The organism is Actinoplanes sp. DH11 (assembly GCF_020873875.1).
Classification (GTDB): Bacteria; Actinomycetota; Actinomycetes; order Mycobacteriales; family Micromonosporaceae; genus Actinoplanes.
The window spans coordinates 17,914-34,121 of the sequence record NZ_JAHWGU010000010.1 but is presented as its reverse complement, the minus strand read 5'-3'; the positions used below and the strand labels follow the sequence as shown (position 1 = coordinate 34,121).

Annotated in this window: 10 protein-coding genes; 7 read left to right on the top strand and 3 right to left on the bottom strand. The window is 72.2% G+C overall.

The window, feature by feature from the left end; all coding sequences use genetic code 11:
* The first annotated feature begins 12 nt into the window (after nt 1-12).
* The 6 genes from LPA41_RS16305 to gatB all read left to right on the top strand — a co-directional run bounded on the left by LPA41_RS16305 (nt 13) and on the right by gatB (nt 9,679).
* Complete coding sequence (locus LPA41_RS16305) at nt 13-1,002, top strand: methionine synthase (RefSeq protein WP_229071239.1); 990 nt, start codon at nt 13-15, stop codon at nt 1,000-1,002.
* A gap of 61 nt (nt 1,003-1,063) precedes the next feature.
* Nucleotides 1,064-3,601, top strand: coding sequence for an NAD-dependent DNA ligase LigA (gene ligA, locus LPA41_RS16300; RefSeq protein ID WP_229071238.1), 2,538 nt, complete (start codon nt 1,064-1,066; stop codon nt 3,599-3,601).
* An 837-nt stretch (nt 3,602-4,438) separates the two neighbouring features.
* Nucleotides 4,439-6,457 (top strand): putative bifunctional diguanylate cyclase/phosphodiesterase, encoded by a 2,019-nt coding sequence (locus LPA41_RS16295; protein WP_374238169.1) that lies wholly within the window; start codon nt 4,439-4,441, stop codon nt 6,455-6,457.
* Entirely contained in the window at nt 6,430-6,729 is a 300-nt protein-coding gene (gatC, locus tag LPA41_RS16290; protein ID WP_229071236.1) for an Asp-tRNA(Asn)/Glu-tRNA(Gln) amidotransferase subunit GatC, read from the top strand. The genes LPA41_RS16295 and gatC overlap by 28 nt, the downstream gene beginning before the upstream one ends.
* 3 nt (nt 6,730-6,732) lie before the next feature.
* Nucleotides 6,733-8,196, top strand: coding sequence for an Asp-tRNA(Asn)/Glu-tRNA(Gln) amidotransferase subunit GatA (gene gatA, locus LPA41_RS16285; protein WP_229071235.1), 1,464 nt, complete (start codon nt 6,733-6,735; stop codon nt 8,194-8,196).
* A gap of 1 nt (nt 8,197) precedes the next feature.
* Complete coding sequence (gene gatB, locus LPA41_RS16280) at nt 8,198-9,679, top strand: Asp-tRNA(Asn)/Glu-tRNA(Gln) amidotransferase subunit GatB (protein WP_229071234.1); 1,482 nt, start codon at nt 8,198-8,200, stop codon at nt 9,677-9,679.
* A gap of 397 nt (nt 9,680-10,076) precedes the next feature.
* Here the strand turns inward: gatB and LPA41_RS16275 are convergent, their stop codons facing one another.
* The 3 genes from LPA41_RS16275 to LPA41_RS16265 form a co-directional block, all read right to left on the bottom strand.
* Nucleotides 10,077-11,720: a metallophosphoesterase gene (locus LPA41_RS16275; protein ID WP_229071233.1), complete on the bottom strand. Its 1,644-nt coding sequence runs from the start codon at nt 11,718-11,720 to the stop codon at nt 10,077-10,079.
* 51 nt (nt 11,721-11,771) lie between these two features.
* Complete coding sequence (locus LPA41_RS16270; RefSeq protein ID WP_229071232.1) at nt 11,772-12,932, bottom strand: sorbosone dehydrogenase family protein; 1,161 nt, start codon at nt 12,930-12,932, stop codon at nt 11,772-11,774.
* A gap of 65 nt (nt 12,933-12,997) precedes the next feature.
* Nucleotides 12,998-13,384 (bottom strand): PH domain-containing protein, encoded by a 387-nt coding sequence (locus LPA41_RS16265; protein ID WP_229071231.1) that lies wholly within the window; start codon nt 13,382-13,384, stop codon nt 12,998-13,000.
* A gap of 221 nt (nt 13,385-13,605) precedes the next feature.
* On the opposite strand from LPA41_RS16265, the gene LPA41_RS16260 reads away from it, so the two are divergent.
* On the top strand, nt 13,606-16,206 hold the full coding sequence (locus tag LPA41_RS16260) for an EAL domain-containing protein (RefSeq protein ID WP_229071230.1): 2,601 nt from the start codon (nt 13,606-13,608) through the stop codon (nt 16,204-16,206).
* Nucleotides 16,207-16,208: the final 2 nt, after the last annotated feature.

Genomic DNA, 16,208 nt, shown 5'->3' with positions numbered 1-16,208 from the left:
GGGGTGGCGCCGATGTCTGAGTTCCCGTGGCCGGCCGGTTCGGCCACCGGCATCGGCTCGCTGCCCGGCACCGACATCGCCGAGGCGCAGCGCATCGTCCTCGGTGAGCTGCCCGCCCTGCCGCACCTGCCCGAGCTGCCGGCCCGCGGTCCCGGCGCCGACATGATCGGCCGGGGCGCCGGTTTCCTGGTCGAGCTGCCGGTGCAGCTCTACGCCGGCCGCTGGCAGATCGCCGCCCGCCCCGGCAAGGACATGCGCCGCACCGCCGACCTGCTGGAACGCGACCTGGACCAGCTCACCGACCAGGGCGACGGGTTCACCGGGACGGTCAAGGTGCAGGCGACCGGTCCGTGGACCCTGGCCGCCAACCTGGACCTGCCGATCGGCGGACGCATCCTGCGCGACCCCGGCGCGGTCCGCGACCTCACCGACTCGCTCGGCGAAGGTCTCCGCCGGCACGTTGCCGACGTCCGCAAACGGCTTCCCGGCGCGACGGTCCTCCTCCAGCTGGACGAGCCGTCACTGCCGGCCGTGCTGGCCGGGCGGGTGCCGACCGAGAGCGGCCTCTCCGCGTACCGCGAGGTGGACGGCCCGGCCGCCGCCACCCACCTGCGGACCGTGGTCTCTGCCGCGGGCGCCCCGGTGGTGGTGCACTGCTGCGCGCCCGGCCTGCCGTTGCAGGTGGTGCGGGACGCGCAGGCCGTCGCGGTGGCCCTCGACCTGTCGCAGGTCAAGGAGCTGGACCCGCTGGGCGAGGCGATCGAGGCGGGTCTCGGCGTCTTCGCCGGCGCGGTCGAGTCGGCGGACCCCTCCCGGCCCGATGCCAAGCGGATCGCGGAGCGGGTGGCAACGCTGTGGCAGCGGCTCGGGTTCCCGGCGGCCCGGCTGCCCGAACAGGTGGTGATCACGCCGGCGTGTGGCCTGGCCGGAGCCACTCCGGCGTCCGCCCGGGCGGTCCTCACGGCGATCACCGAGGCAGGTCGGCGCATCTCCGAGGTGTGACACCGAAATTGTCGGTGGGTGGGGCTACGGTGCCTCTAGGTTCACTCACACGGAGGTTGCGGTGTCAGAAGAGTCCTCGCTGGAGCTCACCTCGGAGCAGGAGGCGGCCGCGGGCAAGGACCCGACGCCGCAGGCGAGTGCCCGGCACGCCGAGCTGGCCGACGAGATCCGCGGTCATCAGTACCGCTACTACGTGCTCGACTCGCCGACGATCTCCGACGCCGAGTTCGACGTGCTGCTGCGCGAGCTGGAGGCTCTCGAGGAGGAGTTCCCGGCGCTGCAGACCCCCGACTCACCGACGCAGAACGTCGGTGGCACCTTCTCCAGCGACTTCGCGTCCGTCGACCACATCGAGCGGATGATGTCGCTGGACAACGTCTTCAACACCGACGAGCTCGGTGCGTGGGCCGACCGGACCGTGCGCGACGCCGGCGGCCCGGTGCGGTTCCTCTGCGAGCTCAAGGTCGACGGCCTGGCGATCAACCTCACCTACGAGAAGGGCCGCCTGGTCCGCGGCGTGACCCGGGGCGACGGGCGGACCGGCGACGACGTCACCCCCAACGTGCGGGCGGTGCTGGGCATCCCGGAGCGGCTCACCGGTGACGACGTGCCCGACCTGATCGAGGTGCGCGGCGAGATCTACTTCCCGGCCGAGGCGTTCGCCGACCTCAACGCGGGGCTGGTGGAGCGCGGCAAAGACCCGTACATGAATCCGCGCAACGCGGCTGCCGGCAGCCTCCGGCAGAAGGACCCGCGGATCACCGCGTCCCGCAAGCTGCGGATGGTGGTGCACGGCATCGGCGCCCGTGCCGGGTTCAGCCCGGCGTCACAGTCCGAGGCCTACGCCGCGCTCAAGGCCTGGGGCCTGCCCACCAGCGAGCGGTGGAAACTGGTCGACGACATGGCCGGTGTCCGCGACTACATCGACTACTACGGCAAGCACCGGCACGACGTCGAGCACGAGATCGACGGCGTCGTGGTCAAGGTCGACGACGTCGCCATCCAGGGCCGCCTCGGTTCGACGAGCCGGGCGCCGCGCTGGGCCATCGCCTTCAAATACCCGCCGGAGGAGGTCACCACCAAGCTCCTCGACATCGCGGTGAACGTCGGACGCACCGGCCGCGTCACGCCCTACGCGGTCTTGGAACCGGTCAAGGTGGCGGGTTCGGTGGTCGCGCAGGCCACCCTGCACAACGCCCAGGAAGTCGTCCGCAAGGGTGTGCTGATCGGCGACACCGTGGTGCTGCGCAAGGCCGGCGACGTCATCCCCGAGGTTCTCGGCCCGGTCATGGACCTGCGGCCGGACGACGCCCGCGCCTTCGTGATGCCGACCGAGTGCCCGGCCTGCGGCACCCCGCTGGCCCCGGCCAAGGAGAGCGACGTCGACATCCGCTGCCCCAACTCGGAGTCCTGCCCGGGGCAACTCTGGGAGCGGCTGAGCCACGTCGGCAGCCGCGACGTGCTCGACATCGAGGTGCTGGGCGAGAAAGCGGCCCGCGCGCTCCTCGACTCCGGCGTGCTCCACAACGAGGGCGACCTGTTCGACCTCACCGGGGAACACCTGCGCCAGGTCCCGTTCTTCGTCAAACAGAACGGCGACCTCAGCACCAACGCCGGCAAGATGCTCCAAAGCCTCTCCGAGGCCAAATCCCGCCCCCTGGCCCGCATCCTGGTCGCCCTCTCCATCCGCCACGTCGGCCCCACCGCCGCGCAGGCGCTGGCCCGCGAGTTCGGCTCGATGACCGCGCTGGAGGAGTTGCTCGCCAAGACGGCGACGCAGCCGGACATCGTGGCCGCGACCGCCGAGGCCGCAGACGCAGCCCTGGCCGCCGAGGCCGCCGACCCCGGCGCCGGCGGGGCTTCGGAGGTGGCCGCCGCCCCCGCCGTCGCTGGGGCTTCGGAGGTGGCCGCTGCCCCCGCCGCGGCTGGTGCTTCGGACGAGGCCGATGCTTCCGCCGCGGTGGGCGCTTCCGGTGAGGCTGCCGCCGCCACGGCTGGGGCTTCTGACGAGGCCGGCGCTCCTGTCTCTGCTGGCGCTTCCGACGATGCTGGCGCTTCGAGTGCGGCTCGCGAACCGGAGGCTGACGTTGCCGACGTTGCCGGCGTTTCTGGCGAGGGCGCCGGAGCTGACAGCGCGGTCGTCGCCGAGGAGGCGAAACGCAAGGCCAAGGCCGTCGACCCGCTCGCTGCCGTCGAAGGCGTGGGACCGATCATCGCGGACAGCCTCCGCGAGTGGTTCACCGTGCCGTGGCACCGCGAGATCATCCGCAAGTGGCGCGCGGCCGGGGTGAAGATGGCCGACGAACGGGTGGAGAGCGGCCCCCGCCCGCTCGAAGGGCTGACCGTGGTCGTCACCGGCACGCTCGCCGGGTTCACCCGCGACCAGGCGGCCGACGCGGTCACCTCCCGGGGCGGCAAGGTGAGCGGCTCGGTCTCGAAGAAGACCGGTTTCGTGGTGGTCGGCGACAACCCCGGCAGCAAGTACGACAAGGCGCTTTCTCTCAAGGTGCCGGTGCTCGACGAGGCCGGTTTCGGGGTGCTCCTGGCCGACGGCCCGGACGCCGCCCGCGAGGTCGCCGAGCTCGCGCCCGAAGGCTGACCGACCGTCACCCACAGGAGTGAAACAGCCCGATTATCACGTGTGGGAGCCTATGTCGTTTTAGTAACGGGTAAGTAGTTTAGCCTGGAAGGCACCATGTGGATCTATGGTGTAGGCGATCGGTGATCGAGCCATCATGGAGGTCGCATGGATGCCGCTCGCCTGCGCACGGCCGGCTCGGACTCCGCCTCGGAATCCGCCGCACGGCCGTGCCCGGACCCCAGCCGTGCCCGTGCCGCCGACGCGGGCCGCACCCAGGCCATTCCGGGCAGCGCCGCCCCGGCCCGCGCCGATTCGACGCGCGCCGCCCCGGCCCGCGCCGATTCGACGCGCGCCGCCCCGGCCCGCGCCGATTCGACGCGCGCCGCCCCGGCCCGCGCCGATTCGACGCGCGCCGCCCCGGCCCGCGCCGATTCGACGCGCGCGGACTCGACGGGCATGGATTCGACAGGCGTCGATTCGGTCGGCGGTGGCTCGGTTAACGCCGGCTCCGGACGTTGTGATCCGGGCCGCGCCGACGCCGGGGCCGCTGACTCCGGGCGTGCTGATCCGGATGCCGCTGGCTTGGGGCGTGCTCGTTCCGGGCGCGCTGGCTTGGGGCGTGCCGGATCGGGGCGTGCCGGGTTGGGGGGCTTCGGCCGGGAGCGGGCGGTGGGGGTGGGGCGTGCCGTGCTGGGGCGTGCGGTTCTGGGGCGTGGCGATCGTGGGCGTGGGCGGATGGATCCGCGGCGGCGGCGGGCGATTGTTGTCACCGCTGTCGCGTCGCTTGCGGGTGGTCTGGTGCTCTGGGCTGTCGACCCGGTCGCGTTCGCGGGGCTGCCGGCAGCGTTCTGGGTGATGGCGGTGCTCGCGCTTGTCGCTGACGCCCGGCCCTACCTGGTGCCGGGCCGGCGGGCCAGCTCGATCATTCTGCCGTCGATCTGTTTCACGTTCGCGATCCTGCTGGCGTGGGGCGGCCCACCGGCGCTGGTGGTGCAGCTGGCGGCGGTGGCGGTTGCCGGCGTACGGATGCGTCACTCCGTACGCCGCTCCCTGCACCTTGCCCTTCAGCATGCGGTCGCGCTCGGCGCGGCCGCGGCGGTGGCCGGTCTGACGTCGCTGCGTCTCGGTCCCGGGCAGGCCGGGCCGAGCTGGCTGGAGGTGGCGGTGACGTGCGCGGCCGCGGCCGCCTGGATCGGTGCGCGGCACGCGGTGGCGGCGATCGTCCGCCGCTGGACCACCGACGGACGTCCTCGTCCGCACCGCCGGCGGGGGCACGCCGACCTGCTGGCCACCGCGGCGCTGCTGCTGCTCGGCCCGATTGTGCTGGTCGCGGCCGTGGTGAGCCCCGCCCTGCTGCCGCTGTCGCTGCTGGCGCTGCACGCCGTGCACCGGATGGTCCGCTGGGCCGGCGAGTCGGAGCGGGCCGCCCGGTTCGATGCGCTGACGGGTCTGCCCAACCGGCGGGCGCTCCAGTCGGCGATCGCCGAACGTTCCCCGGATCGGCGCCGGGCGTTGCTGCTGCTCGATCTGGACCGGTTCCGCACGGTCAACGACGCCCTCGGCCACGGCGCCGGCGATCGTCTCCTGGCCCGGGTGGCGGACCGTCTCGCCACGGTGGTTCCGGCGCACGACCTGGTGGTCCGGCTCGGCGGCGACGAGTTCGCGGTGCTCGCCACCCGGGTGGACGGCCCGGCGGCGGCCCGTCGGATCGCGCAGCACCTGTCCGAGGCGCTGAGCCGGCCGTTCCCGCTGGACGGCACGCCGGTGGAGTTGAGCGCGTCGATCGGGATAGCGCTCCAGTCGGGTCGCCGGGACGCGGGAACGTTGCTGCGCGAGGCGGAGGCCGCGATGTACGAGGCGAAGCAGCGCGGCGACCAGGTCGCGGTGCACGGCCCGGATGCCGCACACCATTCGCCGGACCGGCTGGCGTTGCTCGCCGACCTGCGGACAGCGCTGAAGAACAACGACGCGCTGAACAGGAACGGCGAAGGGCTGAACGGGAACGGCGACGGGCCGAACAGCAACGGCGGCGGACTGAACAACAACGGCGGCGGGCTGAAGAAGAGCGGCGACGGGATAGTCCTCTACTACCAGCCGCAGATCGCGGTCGCGACCGGCGAGGTCGTCGGCGTGGAGGCGCTGCTGCGCTGGCAGCATCCGCGGCGCGGCACGGTCGGCCCGGAGGAGTTGCTGCGGGTGGCCGAGCCGACCCCGGTGATGCGGCTGCTCACCGCCCGCGTCCTGGAGGAGGTCGTCGCCCAGCTGGCCGAGTGGTGCGCGCAGGACCGGCCGTTACGGGCCGCCGTCAACGTCAGCGCCCGGGACCTGCACGCCGGCGACATCGCAGACCGGGTCGGTGCGCTGCTCCACCGGTACGCCGTACCCGCAGAACTCCTCCAGCTGGAGATCACCGAGAGCGCGTTGATGGTGGACCCGCATCGGGTGCTGGAAACCACGACCCGGCTCAGCCGGATGGGTGTGGCGATCTCGCTGGACGACTTCGGCACCGGGTACTCGTCGTTGCAGCACCTGCGCCGGCTGCCGCTGAGCGAAGTGAAGATCGACCGCTCGTTCGTGCTGGGGATGGCCACCGATCGGGGGGACGCGGCGATCGTACGCTCGGTGGTCGGCCTGGCCGAGGCTCTGGGTCTTCGCGCCGTCGCGGAGGGTGTGGAGGACGAGGCGACCTGGCGGTTGCTCGCCGCCGCCGGTTGTCACACCGCGCAGGGCTGGTTCCACGCGCGGCCGATGCCGGCTGCGGATCTCGGGAAGTGGCTGGCCCGGTACCGGCCGCTTCAGCCCCGGAAAATAGACTTGGGCAAACCGTCGAACAATGAGGGGGCAGGATGGCCGCCATCTCCCGCGAAGAGGTAGCGCACCTGGCGCGCCTGTCGCGGCTCGCCGTGACCGAGCAGGAGCTCGATCGGTTCGCAGGGCAGCTCGATGTGATCCTGCAATCGGTCGCGCGGGTCGGCGAGGTGGCCGCGGAGGACATCCCGCCGACCTCGCACTCGGTTCCGCTGACCAACGTGTACCGCGACGACGTGCCTACGCCGAGCCTCACGCAGGACGAGGCGCTGTCCGGCGCGCCGGACGCGTTCGAGGGCCGGTTCCGGGTGCCGCGCATCCTGGACGAAGAGGACTGATCGATGAGTGACCTGACCAGGCTCAGCGCGGCCTCCTTGAGCAAGATGATCTCGTCGCGCGAGTTGTCCGCCGTCGAGGTGACGACCGCGCACCTCGACCGGATCGCCGCCGTCGAGGACCGGGTGCACGCGTTCCTGCACGTGGACGCGGAGGGCGCTCTGGACGCCGCCCGCCGGGTGGACGCCGGGGAGATCACCGGGCCGCTCGCGGGTGTGCCGATCGCGGTGAAGGACGTGGTGACGACCAAGGGCGTGCCCACCACCGCCGCCTCCAAGATCCTCGAGGGCTGGAAGCCGCCGTACGACGCGACGATCGTGGAGCGTCTCAAGCAGGCCGGCATGCCGATCCTCGGTAAGACCAACATGGACGAGTTCGCGATGGGCTCGTCCACGGAGTACAGCGCGTACGGCGCCACCAACAACCCGTGGGACCTGGGTCGCATCCCGGGTGGTTCGGGTGGTGGCTCGGCGGCCGCGATCGCCGCCTACGAGGCGCCGCTCGCGATCGGCACCGACACCGGCGGTTCGATCCGCCAGCCGGGCGCGGTCACCGGGACCGTGGGTGCGAAGCCCACCTACGGCGGCACCTCGCGGTACGGCCTGATCGCCTTCTCCTCCTCGCTGGACACCCCGGGCCCGTGCGGCCGGACCGTGGAGGACACCGCGCTGCTGCACGCGGTGATGGCCGGTCACGACCCGCGGGACTCGACGTCGATCAACCAGCCGGTGCCGGATGTCGTCGCCGCCGCGCGGCTCGGCAAGAACGGGGACCTGTCGGGCGTCAAGCTCGGCGTCGTCAAGGAGTTCGCCGGTGACGGCTCCGAGCCGGGCGTCCTCAACTCCTTCAAGGAGTCCTTGGAGGCCCTGGTCAAGCTCGGTGCCGAGATCGTCGAGGTGTCCTGCCCGCACTTCGAGTACGCGCTGCCCGCCTACTACCTGATCGCCCCCAGCGAGGCGTCCAGCAACCTGGCCCGCTTCGACGGCGTACGGTACGGGCTGCGCACCGGCGACGACGGCAGCCGCTCGCTCGAGGAGGTCATGTCGCTGACCCGTGAGGCCGGCTTCGGTCCCGAGGTGAAACGCCGGATCATCCTGGGCACCTACGCGCTGTCCAGCGGTTACTACGACGCCTACTACGGTCAGGCGCAGAAGGTCCGCACCCTGATCACGCGGGACTTCCAGTCCGCCTTCGAGCAGGTCGACGTGCTGGTCTCGCCGACCACCCCGTTCGTCGCGTTCCCGTTCGGTTCGCGGACCAGTGACCCGTACCAGATGTATCTCGCCGACCTCTTCACGATCCCGACGAACCTGTACGGTGGCCCGGCCATCTCGGTGCCGTGCGGGCTTTCCGAGGGCCTGCCGGTCGGCTTCCAGATCATGGCCCCGACGATGGCCGACGACCGGATGTACCGGGTCGCGGCAGCGCTGGAGTCCGCGGTCGGCTCGTTCACTCCTCCGGAGCTGTGAGATGACATACGACGAGATCCTCACCAAGTACGAGCCGGTGATCGGGCTCGAGACGCACGTCGAGCTCGGTACCCGTACCAAAATGTTCTGCGGGTGCAAGACCGACTTCGGCGCCGAGCCGAACACCCAGGTCTGCCCGGTCTGCCTGGCTCTGCCGGGCGCGTTGCCGGTGGCGAACCGGGCCGGCATCGAGGCGACCATCCGGATCGGCCTGGCGCTGAACTGCGACATCGCCGAATGGTGCCGGATGGCCCGGAAGAACTACTTCTACCCGGACATGCCGAAGAACTTCCAGACCTCGCAGTACGACGAGCCGCTCTGCACCGACGGCTACGTCGACGTGACGGTGAACGGCACGGAGTACCGGATCGGCATCGAGCGGGTGCACCTCGAGGAGGACACCGGCAAGACGCTGCACGTCGGCGGCGCCACCGGCCGGATCCACGGCGCCACCGAGTCGCTCGTCGACTACAACCGGGCCGGCATCCCGCTCGTCGAGATCGTCACGAAGCCGGTTCCCGGTCTGGGCGCGCTCGCCCCCGAGATCGCCAAGGCGTACGTGGCCGAGCTGCGCGACATCGTCCGCTCGCTGGGCGTCTCCGACGTGCGCATGGAGCAGGGCTCGATGCGCTGCGACGTCAACACCTCGCTGAACCTGCCGGGCGAGGAGTGGGGCACGCGCACCGAGACGAAGAACGTCAACTCGCTCCGCTCGGTCGAGCGCGCGGTCCGTTCCGAGATCATCCGCCAGGCCGCCATCCTGGACGACGGCGGCAAAATCTTCCAGGAGACGCGGCACTTCCAGGAGACCACCGGCGACACCCGTCCCGGCCGTTCCAAGGAGACCGCGACCGACTACCGGTACTTCCCGGAGCCGGACCTGGTCCCGATCGCGCCGGACCCGGCGTGGGTGGCCTCGCTGCGGGAGTCGCTGCCGGAGAAGCCGAGCGTGAAGCGCGCCCGGCTCCGCGAGGACTGGGGCATCTCCGAGGTCGACATGCAGTCGGTGACGAACGCCGGCGCGGTCGAACTGATCGAGGAGACCATCGCCGCGGGGGCGTCCCCGGCCGGTGCCCGCAAATGGTGGATGGGCGAGCTGGCCCGACGCGCCAACGAGCTGGACGTGGACCTCGCCGAGGTCGGCGCCACGCCGGCCCAGGTCGCCGCGCTGCAGAAGCTCGTCGACGCCGGCAAGCTGAACGACAAGCTGGCCCGTCAGGTCCTGGAGGGCGTGGTGGCCGGCGAAGGCGACCCGGCCGACGTGATGGCGGCCCGCGGGCTCGAGGTCGTCAACGACACCGGTGCGCTGACCAAGGCGGTCGACGACGCGATCGCCGCCAACCCGGAGATCGCCGCGAAGATCCGCGACGGCAAGGTGGCGGCGGCGGGTGCCCTGGTGGGTGCGGTCATGAAGACCACACGCGGCCAGGCGGACGCCAAGGCCGTCCGCGAGTTGCTCCTGGAGCGCCTCGGCGTCTCCTGACCCGTCGTACGAGCTTCCCGATCCGTCGGCGAACTTCCCGATCCGTCGTACGAGTGATGCCCGGTCCCCACGTGCGGGGCCGGGCTCTTTCGTTCGGCTCGGGCGGGGCCGACCGAGCCGGGCTTGTGTATGAGGCCCTTCGCGAGCGGCCTCGAGCCACCGTAAGTGCAGGCCAGCAACGGTCGGCTGTCGCTGGTGGTTGTGGGGAGCGCTCTCCAACGACCGTGGGTGACAGCCCGACCCGAGCGGCTCGCGCTTGGAGTTGCGGAGGACCGCCCTACGACGACCGTGAGCACGAACCGAACCGCTCCGATCGACGCCGGCAACGCGGACGCGGTCGCGCCCGACCGCCCGACCGCCCCAAAGGGCGGGAACCCGCCAGGCCCGCACCCGCGTGTCAGCGGCTGGGCTGGGGGGCGGCCGGCCGGGACGGGGTGGGTGTCGGCGCCGCCTCGTCCTCCGGGGACAGGCCGACCACGTTGCGCTGCATTTCGACGTTCGACTGGCCGGTGCCGCCGAGCTGGATGTCGTCGTACGCCTTCAGCTCGTTCAGCTCGTCGAAGTAGAGGACCGACAACGTCAGCGGGGTGGGTTCTTCGTTCTCGAGGCCGCGCAGCCCCGCCCCGCCCGTGGAGCCTTCGATCATGAGCCGGGTCGTCATCGGGGGTGCGGTGGCGGCGGGCGGTGACGCCGCGGGGGAGGCGGACGCGGACGGGTCCGGTTCGGGTGCTGCCGGTGGTGGCAGCACGGAGACGGACCGCTGGTGGCGGTGCCCGGCGAGGACGAGCGGGACCAGGCCGGACAGGGGTTGTGCCATTTCCGGGTCGTGGACCAGCGCGATGTCGGCCTTGTCGATGGTGCCGCGGGCGGTGGCGTCGCGGATCGTGGTGGCGAGGGTTTCGCCGGCGGCGGTGAGCAGTTGGGGTGCGGCGTCGTCGCCGGCTTCGTTGGATTCGCTCTTGTCCGGCGTGAACTGGGGGTCGCCGATGCCGGCGATGGTGAGCCCGTCGACGGTGGTGGTGGTGTTGTCGAGGACGACGGCGTTGCGTTGCCGGCCGACGGCGGCCTGGATGGCGGCGGAGTCGTGGTTGCCGCGCACGTAGATGTAGGGGACCTGGATGGAGGGGATGGCGGAGACGTACGACGTCTCGGCACCGCTGCCCCAGTCGACGATGTCCCCGGTGTCGATCACGGCGTCGATCTCGAAGGTTTCCACGACGGTCCGGATCAGGCCGAACGAGGACGGGTTGAGGTGCAGGTCGGAGACGTGCAGCAGGCGGGTGGTGTTGCCGGCGGGCTCGTAGACGGGTAGCGCCGAGATGGTCGAGTAGACCCGGCTGACGTTGCCGACGATGGCTTGGAGCTGTTCCGCGTACCGGCCGTAGTTGTCCGCGATGCGGCGCGCGTCACCGACCACCGCGGGGGCGTTGACGAGCAGGCCCTCATATCGCGGCTCGCTTATCGCGTCGGGCCGCAGGGTGCCGGCTGCCGCGGCGAAGCTGCCGGCGGTGACGACCAGGGCGGTGACGCCGGCGGCCGCGGTGCGGCGGACGTCGCGGAAGACCAGGGCCGCGCAGAGCAGGGCGCTGAGAACGGCGAGCCCGAGGGTACGCAGACCGAGTCGCGTCACCCCGGAGACGACTTCGTCCACCGCCCGGTCACCGGCGGAGCTGATGGCCGACGGGTTGTCGATGAGCGCCTCGGTGCGGCTCTGGTCGAGGGAGCCGAGGTCGACCTTGAGGTGCAGCGGGCCGCGGTGACTGTCCAGGTGCAGGGAGCCCAGCGGCGGGATGTTGACCTCGGTGCCGCCGTGCACGGAGGGCCGGATCGACATCTCGGCGCTGAACGGGCCCACGTTGATGCCGGCGTGCGCGAAGAGCATCACGCCGATCAGGGCGCCGACGATGCTGACCAGGCCGACTGCCGCGCCGACCCGGATCCGGCGGGTCCACCGGCTGCGCAGTGCCCGGCCGGTGAGCCGGGCGGCGGACCTCAGGCGGCGGCGCCAGGCCGGCGCCGTCGGAGCGGGTTCCGTGGTCATCGAGCGCTCACCTGCCCGAATTTGCGCCAGCTGAAACAGTCCTCATCCCGGTCAGCTCTTGCCGGCTCCGCCGTCCGAGAAGACGAGCCGGATGAGGCGGTCGTCCTCGGGACCGGGGTCGCCGGCGTCCTCCTGGTTGGAGGTGCTGAGCCAGAACGAGCCGTCGGGCGCGGTCACCACCGTGCGCAGCCGGCCGAACTCGTCGGTGAGCAGTTCCTGCGGGGTGCCGAGCACCGTGCCGTTCTCGGTGACCGAGAGCAGGGTGAGCCGCTTGCCGAGCAGGCACGCGGTGGCGAGCAGACTCTCCGCCGCGGCCACGCCGCCGCAGGCGGACTCGGCGGCCGGCCAGGACGTCATCGGGTTGATCAGTTTCGGGTCGGTGCCGTCGCCGTCGGCCTTGGGCCAGCCGTAGTTGCCGCCCTTGCGCACCACGTTCAGCTCGCTGGTGCGCGGCTGCGTGGTGTCGGTGGCGAACATCCGGCCGGTGGAGTCCCAGGCCAGGGCGGAGACGTTGCGGTGGCCGGAGGACCAGACCGTGGAGTTCTTCACCGGGTTGCCGGTGGCCGGCTTGCCGGCCGTGGTGACCCGCAGGATCTTGCCGCCCAGATTTTTCGGGTCGGGCGCCTGGGCGCCGGTCGGCGTGCCGTCACCGGTGCCGACGTAGAGCTGACCGTCCGGCCCGAAGGCCAGGGCCCCGCCGTTCTGCTCGGGGGACCGCGGGATGCCGGTGAGGATTGGCTGGAGCTTTCCGCCGTCCACGAGCTTGGCGACCCGGTTGTCGCGGTCGGTGGAGTAATAGACGTACAACGTCTTGTCGGTCTCGTAGTCCGGTGAGACGGCGATGCCGAGCAGGCCGCCGTCACCGGAGGCCCGCACCTCGTCGAGGCGCTCCAACTCGGTGACCTGGAGGCCGTCGGCGTCGGACTCGGGGCCGACCTTCAGGATGCGGGCGGTGTCCCGCTCGGTGACCACCGCCGCCCCGTCGGGCAGGAAGGCGATGCCCCACGGGACCTCGAGGTTCTTGGCGAGCACGGTGAGCGCGACCTCCCGCTCACCCGAGTCCTCGCCGGAGGTGGGCGCGGCCGACGGGCGGGACAGGTTGGGCGGTGACCCGGCCTGATCCGGGCCGGGCGGTCCGAAACTGCATCCGGAGGTCAGGACCAGAACGGCACCGACCAGCGCGACCGCGGCACGGCCCCGGCGGGAACGCACGACCAGACCACCCCCTCAGGCTCTTGCCGACCAGGGTAGCCGTGCCGGCTGACAGATCCCGGGGATCATTGATCCGTGGCGGGCTCCGCGGCGACCGGGTGGCCGCCTGCGGCGAGCACGAGCGGCAGGTTGTCCCGGGTGACACCGGTCAGCCGGATCACGTTGCCGTTGTCGAGCAGGGCGGAGACACGGCCCCGATCGTCCGGGGCGAGCTCGGCGATCCGGCTCCAGGGCACCCGGCTGCCGCCGAACAGGGCACGCACCCGCAGCTCGTCGGGGTAGACGTCGGTGCCTGCCCGATAGGTCCAGATGAGCACCGCGAGCGGGATCAGAAGGATCGGGGCGAGTGCCCAGGATGCGCCGGCCAGCGGAACCGTGCCGACGACGGCGATGAGCGCCGCCACCAGGACGGCGCCGGATTTGCGGACGCGAAGGGCGGGACGACTGCGCACGTACCCATCCTCCCACCACCACCGGAGGCCGGTCCCGGCACGTGTCTCGATTTGACCGCCGTCGCTGCGTGGCAGACGATCTCGGGCAGAGAACCGTGCCGCTCCATGGGCGTAACTCGATCCGGGGACACTCGTTGACCGGGTGCAGTTCCCTCCTGCTTCACCCCGACCTCGCCGGGGGCGACCCGACCCCCGTGCGGGAACACCGCAGAGGACACATCGTGGCTGTGCCGCACCCCGTGCCGGCCCCGCCCCGGAGCATCGGGCGGGGGGCTCTGCTCGCTGTGCCCGGCGTGGCCGCCGTCCTGCTCGCGGCGGGCGCGGCAGGCATGCTGCCGGTGGCGCTCGCGCTCGCCGCCGCGGTGGGTTGCGCGGGATTGTTCGCGACGGCTTCCCTCATGCGTACGGCCATCGCGCTGCACCGCGCCGAGAACGGTGCGTTCGTCTCCTGCCGTGGCGCCGGTCTCGTCGGCCTGGGCACGCTTGCTTCCACGGCGTCCGCCCTGGTGCCCTGGTGGGATCCGCCGCAGCGGGCTGGCTGGCTCACCGCGGGATTGTCTGTCGCGGCCGCTTGCTACGTCGCCGGCATCTCCCTGTTGCCGGGCGCGGCGAGCAGCTGGCCGGTCCGGTTGCGCCGGGCGTTCGACGGCCTCGGTCTCGGTGTCAGCCTGGCCTTCGCGGCCTACCTGGTGCCGGGCGTGTCGGCGCGGCCGGCCGCGGTGCCGGCGCTGCTGATCGCGACCGGTGGCGTCGCGATCGTCACGGTGATCGTGCTGCGCGCCCGGCCCCGGCCGCGCCCGTCGATCTGGTGCGGCGCCGGCGCCGGCCTGGTCATGCTGGCGCTGAGCGCCCTGGCCGTGCTGCCGCCGGGCAGTCCGGGCCTGCTGGCGGCGGGGCTGCTGATCGTGGCCGGGATGACCGCCGCGGCGGTCGGGGGCACGCGGCGCGACCTGACGCCCCCGCCGGCGACGCCGCGCAGCCCGGATCAGTACCTGGCGAGTTATCCGCTGCTCGCGGTGCCGGCGGCGGTCGGGGTGGTGGCGGCGGTCTGGCACCTGCTGGCGGTGCGCCGGTTCGACAACCAGGCGATCGTCTTCGGTCTCGTCATGGTGAGCGTGCTCGTCGTGCGGGAGTTGCTGGTGGTCCGCGACATCCGCAATTACGCCGGCCGGCTCCGGGTCGCCGAGGCCCACTTCCGCTCGCTCGTCGCCGGTGCCACCGACCTGACCCTGGTGCTCGACGAGCAGCTCATGGTCCGCTGGCAGTCACCGGCCGCGGCCCGCCTCTTCGGGCTGCGTGACGACGAGGTGATCGGCCGGCGGTTCGCCGACCTGATCCACCCGGAGGACGTCGCGGACGCCCAGGCGGTGATCGGCTCGGTGCTGGCCGGTGAGCATGAGGGCGGCCCGCCGGTGCTGGTCAGCGCCCGGATGCGCGACGGCGCCCGGCTCTGGCGGGACACCGAGTCGACGATCTCCGACCAGCGTGGTGTGCCCGAGGTGGCGGCGCTGGTCGTGCACGTGCGCGATGTCGGCGAGCGGGTGCACCTGGAACGTACCCTTCATCGCCTCTCCTACCTGGACCAGCTCACCGGGCTGGCCAACCGCCGGGCGCTGATGCGTGATCTGCTGGCGCACCGCCGCCGGCCCGGCCGGCGGGGCAACCTCATCGTGATCGACCTGCACGGGGTCGCCGAGGTCAACGACAGCCGGGGGCGGGAGGTCGGCGACGCCGTGCTGGTCGAGGTGAGCCGCCGGCTCAAGGCTCTGATCGGCGAGGAGGACGTGCCGGCCCGCCTCGGCGGCGACGAGTTCGCGGTGCTGACCACGGAGTCGGCGGTCCCGGCGTACGCGCTGGCCACCCGCATCGTGTCCGCCCTCGGCGAGCCGCACCAGCTGCCCGGCGCCACCGTGGAGTTGCACTGCAGCGTGGGCCTGGCCGAGCTGGCCGGTGGCGTCGACTCGGAAGAGGTGCTGCGGCACGCCGACCTGGCCCGGCAACGGTCGCGGCAGATCGGCCTGGATCGCGTCGAGTGGTACGACCCGGACGTCGAGATCCAGTTGCACCGCCGGATGGAGCTGGAGAGGCAGCTGCTCGGCGCCGCCGGCCGCGGCGAGCTGGACCTGGTGTTCCAGCCGGTGACCGGGCTGCGCGACGGCCGGCCGGTCGGGGTTGAGGCGCTGCTGCGCTGGCGGCATCCGACGCTCGGCACGATCCTGCCAGAGGAGATCCTGCCGATCGCGGCCGCGCTCGGCATCACCGCCGAACTGGACGAGTGGGTGCTCGACGAGGCCTGCCGGAGCCTGACCGCCTGGGCCGGCGGTGAGTCGGACTTCTGGCTGTCGGTGAACGTGGGCCCCCGGGAACTGCTCACCGCGCGCTTCCCGGAGCGGGTGGCGGCGACCTTGAAACGGTACGGCCTGACCCCGGAACGCCTGGTCGTAGAGGTGGCCGAGACCTGGATCGCGGAGGACGTGCCGGCCATCGTCGCGGCGCTGTCCGGGCTGCGCAAACTGGGCGTCCGGGCGGCGCTCGACGACTTCGGCTCCGGGCAGACCTCGCTGTCACACCTGCGCCGGCTGCCCGTGGACATGCTCAAGCTCAGCCAGTCCCTGCTGACCGGCGGCCCCGACACGGTCCTGGACGTGGTGGTCAGTCTCGGTCGCCGGCTGGGTCTCGAGATCGTCGCGAAGGGCCTGGAGACGCCCGAGGGGATCGACCGTGCCTCGGCCGCGGGCTGCCGGTACGGCCAGGGTTTCGCGCTGGCCCACCCGGCGCCGGCCGAGCGGATCGAGGCGTACCTGGAGACGCACCGCGCCTGACG

Excerpts from the sequence above, each read along its gene's own strand:
- gatC (WP_229071236.1), top strand. The coding sequence starts at position 6,430 with ATGGCCGCCATCTCCCGCGAAGAGGTAGCGCACCTGGCGCGCCTGTCG.
- LPA41_RS16275 (WP_229071233.1), bottom strand. The coding sequence starts at position 11,720 with ATGACCACGGAACCCGCTCCGACGGCGCCGGCCTGGCGCCGCCGCCTG.
- LPA41_RS16295 (WP_374238169.1), top strand. The coding sequence starts at position 4,439 with ATGGCGGTGCTCGCGCTTGTCGCTGACGCCCGGCCCTACCTGGTGCCG.
- gatB (WP_229071234.1), top strand. The coding sequence starts at position 8,198 with ATGACATACGACGAGATCCTCACCAAGTACGAGCCGGTGATCGGGCTC.
- LPA41_RS16305 (WP_229071239.1), top strand. The coding sequence starts at position 13 with ATGTCTGAGTTCCCGTGGCCGGCCGGTTCGGCCACCGGCATCGGCTCG.
- gatA (WP_229071235.1), top strand. The coding sequence starts at position 6,733 with ATGAGTGACCTGACCAGGCTCAGCGCGGCCTCCTTGAGCAAGATGATC.